The sequence below is a fragment of the Saccharothrix sp. NRRL B-16348 genome (assembly GCF_001280085.1).
Taxonomy (GTDB): domain Bacteria; phylum Actinomycetota; class Actinomycetes; order Mycobacteriales; family Pseudonocardiaceae; genus Actinosynnema.
This window is the reverse complement of the sequence record NZ_LGED01000248.1, coordinates 1-16988: the sequence shown is the minus strand read 5'-3', so window position 1 is coordinate 16988 and position 16988 is coordinate 1. Positions and strand designations below refer to the sequence as shown.

Annotated in this window: 14 protein-coding genes; 4 read left to right on the top strand and 10 right to left on the bottom strand. The window is 73.0% G+C overall.

Going from position 1 to position 16988, the window contains the following annotated elements:
* Nucleotide 1: 1 nt before the first annotated feature.
* Nucleotides 2-796, bottom strand: coding sequence for a helix-turn-helix domain-containing protein (locus tag ADK67_RS40545; protein WP_053721904.1), 795 nt, complete (start codon nt 794-796; stop codon nt 2-4).
* A 70-nt stretch (nt 797-866) separates the two neighbouring features.
* On the opposite strand from ADK67_RS40545, the gene ADK67_RS40540 reads away from it, so the two are divergent.
* Together ADK67_RS40540 and ADK67_RS40535 are read left to right on the top strand one after the other, a co-directional pair.
* Nucleotides 867-1679 carry a phytanoyl-CoA dioxygenase family protein gene (locus ADK67_RS40540; RefSeq protein ID WP_197289856.1) on the top strand — a complete coding sequence of 271 codons (813 nt, stop codon included), beginning with the start codon at nt 867-869 and terminating at the stop codon, nt 1677-1679.
* A complete protein-coding gene (locus tag ADK67_RS40535; protein ID WP_053721903.1) occupies nt 1676-1936 on the top strand; it encodes a hypothetical protein in 261 nt (86 codons plus the stop codon). The genes ADK67_RS40540 and ADK67_RS40535 overlap by 4 nt, the downstream gene beginning before the upstream one ends.
* A 25-nt stretch (nt 1937-1961) precedes the next feature.
* Here the strand turns inward: ADK67_RS40535 and ADK67_RS40530 are convergent, their stop codons facing one another.
* The 5 genes from ADK67_RS40530 to ADK67_RS40510 all read right to left on the bottom strand — a co-directional run bounded on the left by ADK67_RS40530 (nt 1962) and on the right by ADK67_RS40510 (nt 8109).
* A complete protein-coding gene (locus tag ADK67_RS40530) occupies nt 1962-2837 on the bottom strand; it encodes an expansin EXLX1 family cellulose-binding protein (protein ID WP_053721902.1) in 876 nt (291 codons plus the stop codon).
* Between the two features lie 127 nt (nt 2838-2964).
* Nucleotides 2965-3759, bottom strand: coding sequence for an ATP-binding cassette domain-containing protein (locus tag ADK67_RS40525; RefSeq protein WP_053721901.1), 795 nt, complete (start codon nt 3757-3759; stop codon nt 2965-2967).
* Nucleotides 3756-4763 carry an ABC transporter ATP-binding protein gene (locus tag ADK67_RS40520; protein ID WP_053721900.1) on the bottom strand — a complete coding sequence of 336 codons (1008 nt, stop codon included), beginning with the start codon at nt 4761-4763 and terminating at the stop codon, nt 3756-3758. Before ADK67_RS40520 ends, ADK67_RS40525 begins: the two co-directional genes overlap by 4 nt.
* Nucleotides 4763-6556, bottom strand: a complete 1794-nt coding sequence (locus ADK67_RS40515; RefSeq protein ID WP_082404558.1) for an ABC transporter permease subunit — start codon at nt 6554-6556, stop codon at nt 4763-4765. The genes ADK67_RS40520 and ADK67_RS40515 overlap by 1 nt, the downstream gene beginning before the upstream one ends.
* Before the next feature lie 5 nt (nt 6557-6561).
* Nucleotides 6562-8109: an ABC transporter substrate-binding protein gene (locus ADK67_RS40510; RefSeq protein ID WP_231648598.1), complete on the bottom strand. Its 1548-nt coding sequence runs from the start codon at nt 8107-8109 to the stop codon at nt 6562-6564.
* A gap of 151 nt (nt 8110-8260) precedes the next feature.
* Here ADK67_RS40510 and ADK67_RS40505 point away from each other — a divergent pair, with 151 nt between their 5' ends.
* Both ADK67_RS40505 and ADK67_RS40500 read left to right on the top strand, forming a co-directional pair.
* Nucleotides 8261-9778, top strand: coding sequence for an ABC transporter substrate-binding protein (locus ADK67_RS40505; protein ID WP_053721898.1), 1518 nt, complete (start codon nt 8261-8263; stop codon nt 9776-9778).
* Between the two features lie 6 nt (nt 9779-9784).
* A complete protein-coding gene (locus ADK67_RS40500) occupies nt 9785-11542 on the top strand; it encodes an ABC transporter permease subunit (RefSeq protein WP_053721897.1) in 1758 nt (585 codons plus the stop codon).
* Nucleotides 11543-11619: 77 nt separating this feature from the next.
* Here ADK67_RS40500 and ADK67_RS40495 read toward each other — a convergent pair whose 3' ends face one another.
* The 4 genes from ADK67_RS40495 to ADK67_RS49990 all read right to left on the bottom strand — a co-directional run bounded on the left by ADK67_RS40495 (nt 11620) and on the right by ADK67_RS49990 (nt 16977).
* Nucleotides 11620-12972 (bottom strand): glycoside hydrolase family 6 protein, encoded by a 1353-nt coding sequence (locus ADK67_RS40495; protein ID WP_231648597.1) that lies wholly within the window; start codon nt 12970-12972, stop codon nt 11620-11622.
* A gap of 11 nt (nt 12973-12983) precedes the next feature.
* On the bottom strand, nt 12984-14783 hold the full coding sequence (locus ADK67_RS40490) for a glycoside hydrolase family 6 protein (RefSeq protein WP_053721896.1): 1800 nt from the start codon (nt 14781-14783) through the stop codon (nt 12984-12986).
* Nucleotides 14784-15240: 457 nt separating this feature from the next.
* Nucleotides 15241-16713, bottom strand: a complete 1473-nt coding sequence (locus ADK67_RS40485) for a glycoside hydrolase family 43 protein (RefSeq protein WP_053721895.1) — start codon at nt 16711-16713, stop codon at nt 15241-15243.
* A gap of 165 nt (nt 16714-16878) precedes the next feature.
* Nucleotides 16879-16977: a ricin-type beta-trefoil lectin domain protein gene (locus ADK67_RS49990; protein WP_082404563.1), complete on the bottom strand. Its 99-nt coding sequence runs from the start codon at nt 16975-16977 to the stop codon at nt 16879-16881.
* Nucleotides 16978-16988: the final 11 nt, after the last annotated feature.

Here is a 16988-nt window from a genome sequence, read left to right as displayed (position 1 = left end):
CTCACCGCTCGGTGACCGACGCGCGCGTGCCGTGCCCCGCCGCTCCGGCGCGCACGGCACGCGGCGAGGCGCCGAGCTCACGGCGGCACGCCTTGTTGAACGCCTGGAGGTCGTCGAACCCCACCGCCGCCGCGACCGCCGGGATCGGCAACGTCGACTCGCGCAGGAGGTGCCGGGCCCGCTCCAACCGGCGCCGTCGGATGTAGGCCACCACCGTGTGCCCCGTCTCGGCGTGGAACAGCCTGGTCAGGTGGTTGTGCGACACCCCGGCCGCGGCGGCGACGTCCGGCACGGTGAGCGGTCCCGCCAGGTTCGCCTCGACGTGCGACACCGCCGCGGCCACCGCGCCGTGCGGCTTGCCGGACGCCGCCAGGTCGGCCACCCGCCACAGCACGGTCCAGACCTCCGCCGCCGCCATGGCCGGCGCCGTCGGCGCCACCGCGACGGCGTGCCGCAGCAGACCGGTGAGCAGCGGTGTGTCCACGCCCGCGTGCTGCATGACCGGCACCGTCAGCGCCGCGCCCTGCCCGGGCAGGCGCAGGTGCGCGTAGAAGTGCTCGGACCGGCCCCGGTAGCGGTACGACACCCGCGCCCCCGGCGGTACCAGGCTCACGTGCCCCGGCCGGATCGGGTGCGTCGTGCCGTCGACGGTCAGCTCGGCGGTGTAGCCGTACAGGTGCAGCTGCCACAGCTCGGGCAGCAGGAACTCGTCGCGACGGCTCGCCACGCCGTGCACGGCCACGCCCAGGTTGGCCACGACCGGCGGCTCGTCCAGCCGGACCGTCACGTGCTCCATGGTGAAAATTTACCACTAATGGTGAACATGACCCATTACACGTCAACGTCGCGGACCTACTGTCTGATGCATGGAAACCACCAGACACCTGCTGTCCTCGGTGCTGATGGCGCGCTTCGCGGCACAGGGGTTCCTCCGCCTCGACGCGGTCGTGCCGGACGACCTCAACACCGTGGCGATGGAGGCCATGGAGCGCGGCATCCCGGGCGTGCCCTACGGCATACCGCTGGACGTGGCGTTCCCGGAGGGCTCGTTCGCCCGCCGGCTCGTCGACCTGCCCGCCGTGGCCGGGGCGTTGCGCAGCCTGGTCGGCCCCGACCCCACCGTGGACCACCTCGCCGTGCACGTGCGCGAGCCGAACGAGGGCAGCGCCCAGCCCCTGCACGGCGACGCGATCATCGACACCCGGCGCGACGCGTTCGACGTCCAGCTCATGTACTACCCGCACGAGGTCACCGCGGACATGGGCGGCACGCTCCTGGTGCCGGGCAGCCACCTGCGCCTGACCAACGAGTCCGACACCGGCCGCTACCAGAACCTGCGCGGGCAGGTCCGGCTGACCTGCCCGGCGGGCACGGTGCTGCTGCTGCACCACGGCATCTGGCACGGCGGCAGGCGCAACGACTCCGCGCGGCGCCGGTACATGTTCAAGATCCGGTTCAACCCGACCGCGCCCCAGGTCCGGCTCTGGGACACCGCCGACCTGGGCGACCCCGCCGTGACGGCCGAGCTGTCGACCACCTTCCCCTGGTACGAGTACGCGACCGGGCGGCTGGAGGTCTACAACCGGATCGCGCTGTGGCGGACCCTGACCGGCGACGACACGTTCGACATCGAGCACTGGGCGACCAGGGTGCACAACCGTCCCGGGAGGACCGCGTGAAGCAGCAAGTGCTGGTGCTGTACCTGTCCTCGTCGGCCTTGGACGACCGGGTCGTCGGCTGGGCGTCCTACGACGGCACCGGCCGCACCAAGCCCACCACGGGGGACGGCGACCACCCGCCGTACGAGACCGGGGTCGACGCCCTGCGCGACGGCTGGCGGCTCTTCCAGGCGTCCCAGCTCATCCCGCCCTACCCCGGGCACGAGTACGACACCTCGTTCCTCAAGCACGAGTTCTTCTTCGAGAAGCTGGAGTGATCCCCGCGGCGCGGGGCGGTCCGGGTCAGCGCGCGGCGAACTGCAGGCCGGTGGCCTGGACGACGTCGGGCTTGATCGGCAACGGGTCCACGACCAGGCGCTCGCCGTAGATGTCGGTGATCGCGACCGCCCCGCCGCACCCCGCGCCGTTCTCGGCGAGGAAGTAGTTGTAGTCGGTGCGCGCCAACTGCTTCCACTGGCCGCCGGCCTGGACCTCCAGCCGCGCCACCGGGTTCCGGTGGTCGATGGCCTGGATGCCGCACCAGTGCGGGCTCGACCCGGTCTTGTAGCGGAGGGAGATCCGCTTCGACAGCTCCGGGCTCACCAGCGTCCACGTGATGGGGATCTCGCCCAGGTTGGGCGCGGCCAGCCGGGCGAACGCCTCCGCGCTCAGGTCCAGCTGCCCGACCCGGCACGGCTGCGGGCACAGGTTGGTGATCCGCACGGTCAGGCTCGCGCCGTTGGACGCCCGCACCAGGACGTAGGCGCCGCAGGCCTTGGAGTCCTCGTAGTCGGCCCAGTTCATCGCGGCGGTCAACGGGTCGGGGCCGGGGTCGTACAGGCACGCGCCGCCGCCGTCTGAGTCGTAGAACGTCGCCACGCCCGGGTTCGCGACCCCCGGCTTGATCCTCCCGGCCAGCGGCGCGCCACCGGCGGCGGGCGCCGTTGTCGTGGCCGCCACCGAGGGCGACGGTGAGGTGTCGGCCTCGCCGATCGCCTCACTCGGCGACGTGGTCACCGGCTCGTTCGGCGCGGTCGAGGACGCGCCGACGGCGGGCGGACCGTCCACCCCGGCGACGGCGACGCCTGCGACACCCCGGTCCTGGAGCACGACCACGACCACACCTGCGGCGGCCAACAACACGGCCACCACCGAGGCCACCAACCACCGTTTCGGCACCGCACCTCCTACGCGACGAAGCAATGCCGACGCCCAGCACGGCGGCCGTGATGCTGCCAAACGCCGACCCGCCGGGGCAAGCGAACGTCGCGCACCTCTCCTACGCCCGGTGCGGGTCGAGCGCGGGTCACCGTTCGGTCAGGTGGTCGAAAGCCGGCACCGAGGACAGCAGCTCGCGCGTGTGGTCGTGGGTCGGCGCGTCGCACACCTGGCGGGCGGGGCCCGACTCGACGACGCGGCCGCGGTGCAGGACCGCCACCCGGTGCGCGACGTGCCGGACCAGCGCGAGGTCGTGGCAGATGAACAGCTGGGCCAGGCCCAGCTCGTCCTGCAGCTCGGTGAACAGGTTGATCACGCCGGCGCGCACGGACGGGTCGAGAGCGGACACCGGTTCGTCGAGCACCAGCAGCTTCGGCTCGCTCGCCAGCGCACGCGCGATGCCGACCCGTTGGCACTGCCCGCCGGACAGCTCGTGCGGCAGCCTCCGGGCGACGGACCGGTCGAGGCGCACGAGGTCGAGCAGCTCGGCCACCCGCGCGGGACCGGTCGTCGGGTCCCAGCGGCCTTGGACGCGCAGCGGCTCGGCGACCGCGTCGAACACCGCCTTGCGCGGGCTGAGCGAGCCGTGCGGGTCCTGGAACACCGGCTGGACGCCGCGCCGGAGCGCGCGGAGCCCGCGTTCGTCCACAGTGGTCAGCTCGCGGCCGTCGAAGCGGACGGACCCGCCTTCGGGCTTGCGGAGCATGAGCACGGCGGCGGCGGTGCTGGACTTGCCGGAGCCGGACTCGCCGACCAGGGCGACCGTCTCCCCCGCGGCCACGGTGAAGGAGATCCGGTCCACCGCCAGGACGGGCGGCGTCCGGCGGGCCCTGGCCGGGTAGCGGACGACGAGATCGCGGACTTCGAGCAGCGGCGCGGTCATGTCCCGGTCCTCTCGAACAGGTCGGCGGTGCGCCGCGGCAGCTCGGCGATCCGGTGGCAGGACGCCCAGTGCCCGTCATGCCACTCGACGGGCTCGGGCTCGTGCCGCGTGCAGGAGTCCGTCGCCGCTGGGCAACGCGGGGCGAACGCGCAGCCGGGCGGCAGGGCGCCGGCCGTCGCGGGCGCTCCGGACATCGCGGGCAGGTACCTGCTCACCGCGTGCCGCGCGGGCAACGACGCGATCAAGCCGGCCGTGTAGGGGGCGCGCGGCGCGCGCAGGACCCGGTGGACCGGACCGGACTCCACGTGCCTGCCCGCGTACATCACCAGCACCCGGTCGGCGTGCGCCGCGGCTACCGCGAGGTCGTGCGTGACCAGGACGACGGCCATCCCGGCCTGCTCGCGGAACGCGGCCAGCATGTCCAGGATCCGGGCCTGCACGGTCGGGTCCAGCGCGGTGGTCGGCTCGTCGGCCACCACCAGGTCCGGGTCGTTGACCGTCGCCATGGCGATCACCGCGCGCTGGCGCATGCCGCCGGAGAACTCGTGCGGGTAGGCGCGGGCACGGCGGGCGGCGTCCGGGATGCCGACGCGGTCGAGCGCGGCGACGGCCTGCTCCAGCGCCGCCTTGCGCCCCACCCCGCGCACGGACCGGACGGCGAGGGCGAGCTGGTCCCCGACGGTGTGCACCGGGCTGAGCACGGACAGCGCGTCCTGCGGCACGAAAGCCATCCGGCGCCCCCACAACGCCCGGTGCGCCGCGCCCGTGCCGCCGACCAGTTCCCGGCCGTCGAACCGGACGTGGCCGGACACGCGCAGCCCGGCGGGCAGCAACCCGAGCACGGCCCGCGCGGTGACGGACTTCCCGGCGCCGGACTCACCCACCACGGCGAGCATCTCGCCCGCCGCGACGGCGAAGGACAGGTCGCGCACCAGGTCGACCTCGTGCGGCCGGGTGGCAGTGATCCGCAGGCCCTCGACCTCCAACAGTGCTCGACCGCTCATCACGCGCCGACTCCTTCGACGATCGGCCTCCGGCGGCGAAGCGCGCCGAACAGCCCGGAACCCGTTCCGCCCCAACCGCTCAGCGTGGACAACGAGACCGCGAGCGCGGCGAGCATCAGGAGCATCGCCGCCGGTGCGAGCGCCGCCAACGGAGCGCGCTCGACGTAGGGCAACGACTCGGCCAGCATCAGGCCCCACTCGGGCGCGGGTGGCTGCGCGCCGAGCCCGAGGAAGCCCAGGGACGCCAGGGCGAGCGCGATGCCGGGCAGGCGCAGGACGGCGTGGCGGGCGACCGGGCCGGCCACCGCAGGCAGCACGTGGCGCAGCAGGATCCACGACGGCGGCGACCCGATGGCGCGCAACGCCGTCACGTAGGCGGCGGCGCGGGTTTCCTGGACCAGGGCCGCCGCGTGGGCCGCCAGCGGCGGCCAGGACACGAGCGCGACCGCGATCGACGCGCCGACGGTTCCGGGGCCGAGCACGGCGGCGACCAGGATGCCCGCGATCACCGGTGGCACGGCGTTGGCCGTCTCCGCCACGCCCGCCGCCAGGCCGGGCAGGAAGCCCAGCACCATCGCGAGCACGTAGGAGCACAGGCACACGACCGCCGCCACCCCGAGCGTCGCGCCCGCGCCGTGGCCGACCCTGGCGAGGACGTCCCGGCCGAGCGAGTCGGCGCCCAGCGGGTGCGCCCACGACGGGCCCGCGAGGCGGGAGGCCACGTCCAGCCGGAGCGGCTCCAACAGCAGCCCCCAGCAGATGACCACGGCCGGCACGACCGCGCACACGAGCGGCACCACCCGCCCCGCGCGGCCCGTCGTCACGGCGACCGGCGCGGGCAGCGACAGCGCCGCGTCGCGCAACCCGGGTCCGAGCAGCCGGCGCCGGGCCACCGCCGCCGGCAGTCCCGACACCACGCCCAGGAACACCAGTGCGAGCACGGAGGCCTGCAACACCGGCAAGTCCTGGGACTCCGCGGCGCCCAGCGCGGCCCGGCCGATGCCGGGCACCGCGAACACGGTCTCGACGGCGACCGCGCCACCGGTCAGGCCGACGGCGACGAGACCGATCTGCGGCAGCAGGGGAGGCAGGACGCGGCGCAGCGCCGCCGACGCGATGACGCGCGGCGCGCACCCCGACGACCGCCACAGCCCGACCCAGCGCTCCCGCAACGCGGCGGGCAGCGCGTCGTCGACCAGGCGCCCCAGCACCGCGCCCGCCGGGACGCCCAACGCGAGCGCGGGCAGCACCAGGTGCCGCGGACCGTGCCAGCCGTAGGGCGGGAGCCAGCCCAGCCACACCGACACGACGATCAGCAGGACGGTGGCGAGCAGGAACTCCGGCAACGCCGCCAGCGCCGCGGCGACACCCCCGCCCGGACCACCTCGCAGCGTGCCCCGCGCCCCGCGCACGACCGTCCGCGCGCACAGCGCGCCGGCCACCAGCAGGGCGACGACCAGCGCCGCGCCCATCAGGGTCAACGAGACGCCCAGCCCGGTCAGCACCGACGGCAGCACGTCGGCGCCGCTGACCCAGGACCGCCCGAGGTCACCGCGCAGCACCCCGCCCAGCCAGTCGCCGAACAGCCCCGCCGGGCCCGCGTCCAGGCCCAACTCCCGGCGCACGGACGCCAACGCCTCGGGCGTCGGCTCCTGCTCGGCGGACCGGGCCCTCAGCACGGACAGCGCCGCGTCGCGCCCGGACAGCCACGGCAGCGAGCCGACGACCGCGACGATCACCGCGAGCGCGCCGACGCGGGACAGGACCGCGCCGACGCGTCCGCGCGCCGACACGCCGCTCACCTCAGCCGGGTGGTCGCGGTGATCAGGAGCCGCTCGCGCGGGTCCTTGGCGGAGTCGACCAGCGACGTCGCGTCGCCTTGGATGACGCGTTCGTGCAGCATCGGGATCGCCGCGTCGGTCCGCAGCACCGCCGCCTCGGCCTCGAGGATCGCGGCACGGCGCTGGTCACCGGCCTCCACACCGGCCGCCTTCACCACGGCCGCGTCCACCGCCGGGTCGCACAGCTTCGCGATGTTGAACGACCCGTCGCAGGCGAAGTCGGACCGCAGGTAGGCGACCGGATCGCCGGAGTCCAGCACCGTCGCCCGGGACAGGATGAACGCGTCGAACTTGCCGGCCAGCATGTCCTGTTCGATGTGCGCGTACTCGCGGACGACCTGGTTCACCGTGAACCCCTTGTCCTGCAACTGCTGCTGGAGCACCGACGCGACCTCGGGCAGCTCGGCCCGGTCGGTGAACGTCGCCAGGGTGATCGTCGTGCTCTTCGGGTCCGCGGCCTTCGTCCGCTCCCCCAAGGCTTTCCGGCCTTCGGCCGCCCACGGCAGCGCGGGACCGAGCAGTCCCTCCGCCACGTCGGCACGTCCCTCGTAGACGCCCTTCACGATCGCCTCGGCGTCGATCGCCTCACGAACCGCGGCACGCAGGGCGGGATCGGCGAACGGCCCGGTCTTGGTGTTGAGGTAGAGGGTGTTGGTGCGCGGCATGGGCACCTCGGTGACGGTCTGCTGGTCGAGCAGCGCGGCCTGCGACACCGGGACGGCTTCCACGACGTGGGCCTCACCGCCGCGGATCGCGGCGGCGCGCGCGGCGCCGTCCGGCACGAACGAGACGTCGATGCCCGCGGCCTTCGCCTTGTCGCCCCAGTACCCGTCGAAGCGGTCGAGCGTGGCGCCCGTCGTGCCGTTGAGGTGCACCAGCTTGAACGGGCCGCTGCCCGCGCCGACCGGGTTCACCTTGCCGTCCGGCGCGTACGCGCTCTCGGCCAGCACGGACAGCTGCGGCGAGGAGAGCCGTTGCGGCACCAGCGGATCCGGCACGTCGGTGGTGAGCACGACCTTGTCCGCCTCGGCCCGGACCTCCAGGCGGACGCCGTCGAGGATGCGCGGCTTGGGTGAGGCCTTCATCGCGCGGGTCAGCGTGTTCGCGGCCACGGTCGCGGTGAGCGTGGTGCCGTCGTGGAACGTCACGCCCTGCCGGACGACGAACTCCCACGTCGTGTCGGACGTGCGGGTCCACCGGGTGGCCAGCGCGGGCCGCGCGTCGCCCTTCTCGTCCAGGTTCACCAGCGTCTCGGCCGTCGACCAGCGGGACAGCTTGAAGGCGTCGTCGCTGAACGGCGACAACGCCGAGCGCGGCGGCAGCATCATCGCCACCTTGATCCGGCCTTCCCCGGACGGGTCGTCGGTGCCGGTCGCCCCGGTCGCGAAGCACCCGGTGAGGAGAACGGAGACCGCCATGAGGCCGGCGGCGGCGAAGGGCGTGCGGTGATGCATCAGAGCCTGTCCCGGGGTCGTCGAGGAGCGGACGACCGGACCGTAGCTCATGACAATCGTTTCCATCAAAGGTCCGGTTGATCGTTGAGATTTCAATCACCCCTTGCCGAGCTTGGTAAGCCTTGCCTTATACGGTGTCGTGGCCCTCACCGCCGTCCGGTGAGTCAGGACGTACCCACCGCTCCGCACGACAGGACTCACCATGCGCTCAACCCCGTTCGGCTTCGCCGCCGCGCTTGCCCTCATCCCTTTGCTGGCAGGCTGTTTCGTGTCGGGCTCGGGGGATCCGAACGAGCAAGGCGGGTCGACCGGCCGGGTGCGGGTCGCCCTCGCGGTGCCGCCCGCGCAGGCGCTGTCCCCCTACAGCAACGACGCGACCGTGCTGAGCAAGCTCTCCGTCGCGGAAGGACTCACGGCGCTGGGCGCGGACGGCGCCGCCGCGCCCGCGCTGGCGAAGTCCTGGACCCGGAAGGACACCACGACCTGGGTGTTCGAGCTACGCCAGGCCAAGTTCCACGACGGCACCGAGGTCACCGCCGAGGCCGTCGTCAACGCGCTCGACCACGCCGGCGCCGCGAAGGCCAAGCCCCGCGTGCTCAGCGACGTGACGCTGACCGCGCGGGCCGAGGACGCCGACACCGTCACGATCGGCACGAAGACCGCCGACCCGGTGCTCCCGCTCCGGCTCGCCAGCCCCGCGCTGGGCATCCTCGCCGCGAAGGCCTACGCGCCGGACGGCTCCGTCAGCCCCGTCGGCGCGGGCACCGGCGCCTTCCGGATCACCGGGCTCACCGGGAAGACCAAGGCCACTTTGGACCGCTTCGACGACTACTGGGGAGGCAAGGCCAAGGCGCCCGGGATCGACGTGACCTGGATCGCCGACGGCACCGCCCGCGCCAACGGCCTGCGCGCGGGCGAGGTCGACGTCGCCGAGTGGATCCCCACCTCCCAGGCGAAGCTGCTGGACGCCGGCACCCCGCACGAAGTGCCCTCCGTGCGGACCGACAGCCTGGTCCTCAACACCGCGGGCGGTGTCTTCGCCGACGAGTCGCTGCGCGCGGCGGCCCGCGCGGCCGTGGACGGCTCCGCGCTGGTCGACTCGGTCTTCGGCGGGTACGCCGACGCCGCGCGCGGCCTGTTCGGGCCCGCCGTGCCGTGGGCGGCCGACAAGCGGGTCGAGGTGACCGGCCGCGCGACGGCCGCGACCGCCGACCAGGTCAGGTCGAAGACCGGCGGCACGCCGCTGCGCCTGGCCACCTACACCAACCGCGCCGAGCTGCCCGAGATCGCGACCGTCGTGCAGCAGCAGTTGGAGGAGGCCGGGTTCGCGGTCCGGCAGGACGTGCGCGAGTACACGCAGATGGAGGCCGACCTGCTCGCCGGCAGCTATGACGCGCTGGTCTTCTCCCGGGTGACGCTCCTCGACACCGGCGACGCGGTGGCGTACCTCGCGAGCGACTTCGCCGGCAACGGCGTCTACAACATCGCCCGGGTCAAGGACTCCTCGATCGACCAGGCCATCGCGTCCGCCGCGGCGGAGGACGACCCGACGCGGAGGCAGCAGAAGATCATGCTCGCCGAAGCGGCGGTCCTGCGCACCGACGCCGTGGTGCCGCTGGTCCACGAGAAGGTCGTGCAGGGCATCGGCACGAACGTCGAAGGCGTGCGCCTCGATCCCCGCGAGCGCTCGCTGATCGACCTCGACACCCGCCTGAGGTAGCGGCGGATGACCAGCACCAAGTCCGCCGGCGCCGCGGCCCGTCCGCACCGGTGGGCGGCGGGCGCGGGCCGCGTCGTCGCCGGGACCACCCTGCTGACGGCCGTCACGCTGCTGCCCTGGTTGTCCGGGACGGACCCCGCGCTGACGGTCCTGCGGGCCCGTTCCGCCGACCAGGACCCCACCCCCGCGCAGCTGGCCGCGGTGCGGGAGCAGCTGGGGCTGGACGAGGGACCGTTCACGCATCTCGCGCGCTGGCTCGGCGGGCTGCCGCGCGGCGACGCGGGCACTTCCTGGGTGTCGGGTGAACCGGTCCTGCCGCAGGTGGCGAGCGCCTTCGCGGTCTCGACCACGCTGATGCTCGGCGCGCTCGTGGTCACGCTCGTGGTGGCCGCGCTGGTCAGCGCGCGCACCCTGCGCCTCGGGTCACGGCAGGAGCCGCCGCCGGGGCGACCGGGCACGGGCGCCGCCTTCCTCGCCGCGCTGCCCAAGTTCCTGCTCGCCGCGCTGCTCGCCACCGTGTTCGGGGTGTGGCTGGGCTGGTTCCCGTCCAGCGGCTGGGCGGGACCGGCGTCGATGGTGCTGCCCGCGCTCGCCCTCGGCGTGCCGTCCGGGGCGATGATCGGCGGGCTGGTCGACCAGTCCCTGCCCGCCGCCTTCACCGAGCCGTGGGTGCGGACCTGGCACGCCTGCGGTTTCCGTCCCGGCCGCATCGCGCTGCGGGCGTTGCGCGGCACGGTCGCCGGGGTCCTGCCCCAATTCCTGCCGACCGTCGTCGCCCTCGTCGGCGGCGCGGTCGCGGTGGAGAAGGTCTTCAACATCCCGGGGCTCGGCCGACTCGCCCTGGACGCCGCCATCGCCCAGGACCTCCCGCCGTTGCAGACGGCGACCTTGGCGCTGGCCCTGCTCGGCGTCGCCGCCGGCCTGCTCGTCCAAGCCCTGCGCCACGCCCTGCTCGGCCCCGCCCTGCGCGACGGCGGACTGGCCGCACCGCGGCGATCGGCCGTCCGGCCACCGCGGTCCACCCGCTGGGTGGCGGGGCTCTGCGCGCTCACCCTGCTCGCGCTCGTCGTCGCGGGGTCGCTGCGCGATCCGCTGCACGTCGACACGGCGGCCCGCCTGCTGCCGCCCTCGGCCGCGCACCCGCTGGGCACGGACGCGCTCGGCCGCGACCTGCTGGCCCGGCTGGGGCACGGCGCGCTGCGGACCGCGAGCCTGGCGCTCGCGGTGACGGCGGTCAGCGTGGTCGCCGGGCTGCTGCTCGGCCTGGCGGGACGGGTGGCGGCCGGCCTCACCGAAGTGATGTCGACGCTGCCCGCCGTCCTGGTCGGACTCCTGACCACCGCGGTGGCCGGACCGTCGGTGTGGGGCGCGGCGGCCGCGGTGTGCCTGGTCGGCTGGACCCCCTACGCCGCGCAGACCGCGGCGTTGTCCGAGCAGGAACGGGCGAGCGGCCACGTCCTGGCGTCGATCTCGTGCGGCGCCGGCCCGACGCACCTGCTGCGCCGCCACCTGCTGCCGGCCGTGCTGCCCGCGGTGCTGCGCAACGCGCTCCTGCGCCTGCCCACCGCGGTCCTCGTGCTGGCCTCGCTCGGTTTCCTCGGCCTGGGCGAGCAACCGCCCACACCGGAGTGGGGCAGGCTCCTGGCGGAGAACCAGCCGTACCTGGAACTGGCGCCCTGGACGGTGCTCGGCTCGGCCGGGGCACTCGTGCTGCTCTCCGTGCTCGCCATGTCCGGCGCCGCGCTGGGACGGCGCAAGGCCTGAAACGGCCGTGCGCACAGCGGTTCCCCGTCCCGCGGAGGCGATGGGGACGGGGAACCGCTTCAGGGCTGGTTACGGTGTCAGGAACAAGCGGTGCCGTTCAGGGCGGGTGAACCGAACGGCGGTGTCGTTCCGTTGTAGCTCGCGTTGTAACCGATGGTCGTCGTTCCACCGGTCGGGAGCGACCCGTTCCAGGACGCGTTGGAGACCCGGACCACATCGCCCGTGTCGGTCCACGTCCCGTTCCAGCCGTGCGTGACGGACACACCGGGCGCCGAGAACGTCAGGGTCCAGCCGTTGACCAGCTGGCCCCGGTTCCCGATCACGATCTCGCCGGTGTAGCCGCCCGTCCACTGGCTGACCACGCGGTGGGTCACCGTGCAGCCGCCGCCGGGGTTGTTGCCCGTCGTGGTTGTTGTCGTGGTGGTTGTGGTTGTGGTTGTGGTTGTTGTGGTCGTCGACGTCGGGCTCGCCGCGATCGCCAGGTCGTACGCGCGCTGCGGCACGAACTGACCGGCCGGCGCGATGCAGCCGTCCGCCTCGCCCGGCAGCTTGACCCAGAGGAACGCGGCGATCCTGGAATCGCCCGTGTTCGTCGTGCTGGGCGTGCCGATCGCACGCCCGGCCGGGTCGCACCACTCCGTGCCCAACGGTCCGTTGCCGTTGCGGCTCGTGTCGATCACGGCCGTGAGCCTGCCGTCACCGAGGGCGTTGAGGATGTTCTTCGTGTAGGCCACCTCGTCGGACGTGCTGCGGTAGTTCGACACGTTCGACGCGATGCCGTCGGCGCTGTTGGAGATGTCGGCGGCACGCAGCCTGTTGGCCGCCTCCGCCGGGCTCAGCCACGCCGAGTTGCCGATGTCGTAGTACACCTTGGCCTGCCCGGAGCCAGACTTGAGCTTCTTGCCCGCGTACGCCATGGACGCCCTGGTCTGCGCCTGCTGGTCGGCGTTCTGGCAGTTGCTCATGATCGGCAGCACGTCGGGTTCGAGCACGATCGACGCCGGCCGACCGGCCAGTCCCGCCGCGACCTCGTCCACCCAAGCCCGGTAGGCCTGGTGCGAGGGCGCGCCGCCACCGCTGGCCCCACCGCAGTCGCGGTTGGGGATGTTGTAGACCACCAGGATCGGGATCTTCCCGGCCGAGGCGGCCGCCCCGACGAACGAGCTGATCTCCGAACGCACCGTCGACGTGTTGGTGGTGGTGTACCACCGCGCCTGCGGCACCGAGGCGATCCGGTCGCGGATCACCGCGGCCCGGGAGTCGCCGGGGTTGGCGGCGACCCACTTCGCGCTGGAGCTCGACGGGTCGACGTAGAACGCCGAGTCGGCCGCTTGCGCGGTCGCACCGCCGCCCACCGCCAGGGCCACCGCGCCGGCCACCAGTGCGCTCGAGAGGAGGCACGCGCCCGCGGTCCGATTCCTCCGCATCATGGTGCGCCTGCTCAGAGTGCGGGGTACGCGTTTTGGACCAGCGAGGTGAACCCCGCCGGGAACCACGAGCCCGCGTGCGGGGCGCCCGGCATGGCGCCGGTCAGGTTGCCGCCGTTGGCCTGCTCGCCGCCGCGGAAGGCCGGGTCGCACATCGGGTCGTGCTGCTTGCCCTCTTCGTTCGGGCCGTCGGTCTTGGTCGCGATGCCGTCGGACTCACCCGGAGGCTTGATCCACACGTAGGCGTCGAAGCCCGCACGCGGCGCCGCCGTGGGCCGTGCGCCGATGCCCGCGCCGGCCTGGTTGCACCAGTTGCCGCGGTGGAGCTTGCGGTCGATGCGGCCGGAGTTCACGTACGCGTCCACCGTCGAGCCGCTCGCGCCGCTGGGCCGGTTCGGGCCGCCCCAACCGTTGCGGGAGGTGTCGATCAGCATGCCGATGCCGCTGGGGAAGCCGGCCGCGATGAAGCGGTTCCGCATCTCCGTGCCGAAGTCGGCCTCGTCGAAGTACGGGTTCCACTGGTAGAACGTCGCGGACCGCAGCTGCTGGCTGCCGACGTTCAGACCCGAGTCGGGCAGGTAGGGCTCCTCGGTCGGCGAGGTGTTGGCCATGTTGGACACGAAGCCGTCAACGCTGTTGACGCCCTTGGCGGCGCCCTTGATGGTGTTGGCGATCAACGTCACCGAGGGGCCCATGTTCGAGTCCCAGCCCAGCCACCCCGAGTGCCCGATGTCCACGTAGTTGTAGACGTTCGAGATCGCGCCGAGCTTGCTCAGGGCGTACTGGATGCCCTGGACGTAGGCGCCGCTGGAGTTGGCCTCGGCGCACTTGGCCGTGCTCAGGTTCGTCACCAGGTTCGGCAGCGAGTCGGGCTCGATGATCCCGACGATCCGCAGGTCGCGGTACTTCGGGTCGGCCATGATCGCGGCGATGGGGTCGATGTACTCGGCCTTGTACCGGGCCAGACCGTTCTCGCCGACCTTCAGCTCGCCGTTGGACGCCAGCGCCGCGCAGTCGCGGTTGGGCAGGTCGTAGATGACGACCTGGATCACCACGGGCGTGCCGCCTGCGGACTGCCGCAGCGCCTCGTCGAGGTGGCCCCTCAAGCCGCGCCCGGCGGTGATGGCGCCGATGCGGTCCATCCACACGGCGGTGGAGTTCTCGGCGACCTTGCGCATGGACGTGCCCAGGGCGCCGCCGGTCGCGTCGGCGAGGTTGTTCACGTTCGCGACGTAGTCCGGGTTCAGGTAGCCCTTGGCGCCCACGTACGGGTTGGCCACGTGCTCACCGGGGTTGCCCGGCGTGGTCGTGGTCGTCGTGGTCGTCGTGGTGGTCGTGGTGGTCGTCGACGTGGTGGTCGACGTCGAGGTGGAGGTCGACGTGGACGTCGAGGTGGTGATCGGGTCGCCGCACGTGGTGCCGTTGAGCTTGAACGACGTCGGCAGGACGTTGGAGCCCGAGTACGAGGCGTTGAAGCCGATGGTCGAGCTGCTGCCCGTGGGCAGCGACGACGCCCAGTCGGGGCTCTTCGCGCTCACGTGCTGACCGGACTGGGCGTAGGTCGCGCTCCAGCCGTTGGTGATCTTCTGGTTGCCCGGGAAGTCCCATTCCAGGGTCCACCCGCCCGTGATCGGGTCACCGAGGTTCTTGACCGTGACGTTGGCCGTGAAGCCGGTGTCCCACTGGTTGACCCGGTAGTCGACCGAACATCCGGGGGCGGCGCTGGCCGAGGTGCTCGCCAGCGTCAACAACCCCGCGCACAGGGTCAGGGCCGCGGCAGCGGCGCCGCCGCGTGCCAGTTTCGTTGCACTCATTCAGGTCCTCGCAGCGTCGGTGCTGTGGTGTGAGTGGGGGTGAAGCTTTTCCGGGAGCGCTCCCAGTCGTGGGGTTGCCCGACTGCTCGTCCACCGTTGCGGTCTCCGGTACGGCGACTACCGTCGCGCCGGGCAGGTCGCGAACCGGTCGTCGACGACAGGAGCAGCGGGCTGGATACCCCGCGGAGAAGGTTTCACTTCGGGTCGAATGTAACCACGCGAAGCAGTGCCGTCAATTGCGGGAATGCTAAAAATGTTAGCGCTAACTTTAGCTGCGCTCCGTCACGAAAACCTTTCGCGCCACGGTTGGACAACGCTGTCAAGTGCGGTTTCGGAGAATTTCGCCGCGAAATTCACCCAGCTGAACCAACCTTATGATTACTTTTGGGTGGTTTTGTTAGCGCGCACAACGGGTAGTGACCGGCACCGCGGTCCGCCCTGCCCGCCGTGGGCGGGGTCAGCCGAAGCCGCGGTAGTCGAACCAGTCGAACGCCGCGACGCCGCGCGTGACGTACATGCCGACGACCCGCCCGGCGAGGCCGGTGCTGACTTCGGGCGACAGGTAGCGGCCGTCCAACTCCGCCAAGGGGCCCGGGTCGGCGTCGACGTGGAAGGCGATCGTGTCCGGCCCGGAGGGCTCGACGCCCGCGGGTTCGTCGGTCGGCCGCACGAACGACGGCGGCACCAGGTCGGTCGTGCGGGTGACGACGGTGAGCGTGATCGGCCCGGGAGGTCTGGTGCGGCTGGCCACGACCTGGCGCACCGGCCCGATCCGCGCGATCACGTCCACCCGGCCGGGCACCACCTCGAAGTCGTAGCGGTGCGCCTCGTCGCGCCGGATGCTCAGCCCCGCCCGGGCCGTGCCGGGGTCCAGCCGGACCGACACCCGCGAGTCGAGGTGCCGCAGCCTGCTGCCGACGAACGTGCAGCCGGGGCGGTCGAGGGTGTCGCCGGTCGCGTGCAGCGTCAGCCAGCCGGGGCGTTCGGTCAACGACCACGACCCGTCCGGCAGCCCGCGCGGGGAGATCCAGGACGGCGCCAGCACGAACTCGTCGAAGTCGTCGCGCGCGGGCTGCGTCGGCGAGGCGGGCGAGTCACCCGGCGTCGGCGCGGTCTCGGCCACCCCGACCACGACCGGCCACTCGTGCTGCCAGCGCACCGGCGTCAGGAACACCTCCTGCCCCAGCACGTGGAAGCCCGACGGGTGGTCGCGGGTCCCGGGCCGCACCAGCCACCAGGCGCCGTCCGGTGTCGTGACGAGGTCCGCGCGACCGCTGCCCCTGGTCGGCCCGGCGGTGTCCACGAGGGTGTCCGGCGCGGGTTCGAACGGCCCGCGTGGCGTGCGCGCGCGGGCGACCGCCAGCGACTGGCCGCACTCGAACAGCAGGTACCACCAGTCGCCGACGTGGTACAGGTGCGGCGCCTTCGGGTACGGGCTGCCGTCGCCGCTCCACGCCTGCCACGGACCTTCCAGCACGGTCCCCCGGTAGGGGTCGATGCGGGCCGTGCGGCCGTCGGTCGTGGCGCACCAGCAGTTGCCCTTCTTGTCCCAGGCCAGGTCCGGGACGACACCGGGGAGGTCGATCCACACCGGGTCCGACCACCGCCCGGCGAGGCGGTCCGTCGTGACGACGAACGTGGCGCCCGCCGACACGTCCGTCGCGGTCACCCAGAACCGCCCGCCGTGGTAGCGGATGGTGGGCTGGTGGATCCCGCGCGACGCGGGCGTGTCGGCGGGCAGCCGCAGCTGCTCCGGCCGCTTGAGGACGTTGCCGACCTGCCGCCAGTGCACCAGGTCGCGGCTGTGGAAGATCGGCACGCCGGGGAAGTACTCGAAGCTGGAGCACACGAGGTAGTAGTCCTCGCCGACTCGGCACACGCTCGGGTCGGGGTGGGATCCGCCGATCACGGGGTAGCGGGCGGTGCGCACGGTGCTCCTTCCCTGGATCGCGGGTGGACGTCGGGCCGATCGGCACGAGGGGGTGGACCCGGCCCGCTCACGGGGCCGACCGCGAGGGGACCGGGTCCTGGAGCAGCGCCTGCGGGTGGCGTGACGCGGCAGCGCCGGAGGGCGGGCTCGCCGCTCGGGCCACCGTCAGACGCGGCTCCACTTCTGGTTGTTCTGGCCGTTGCAGGTCCAGAGGATGAGGGTGGAGCCGTTGGCGGTGGCGGCCTGGTTGACGTCCAGGCACAACCCCGCCTGGG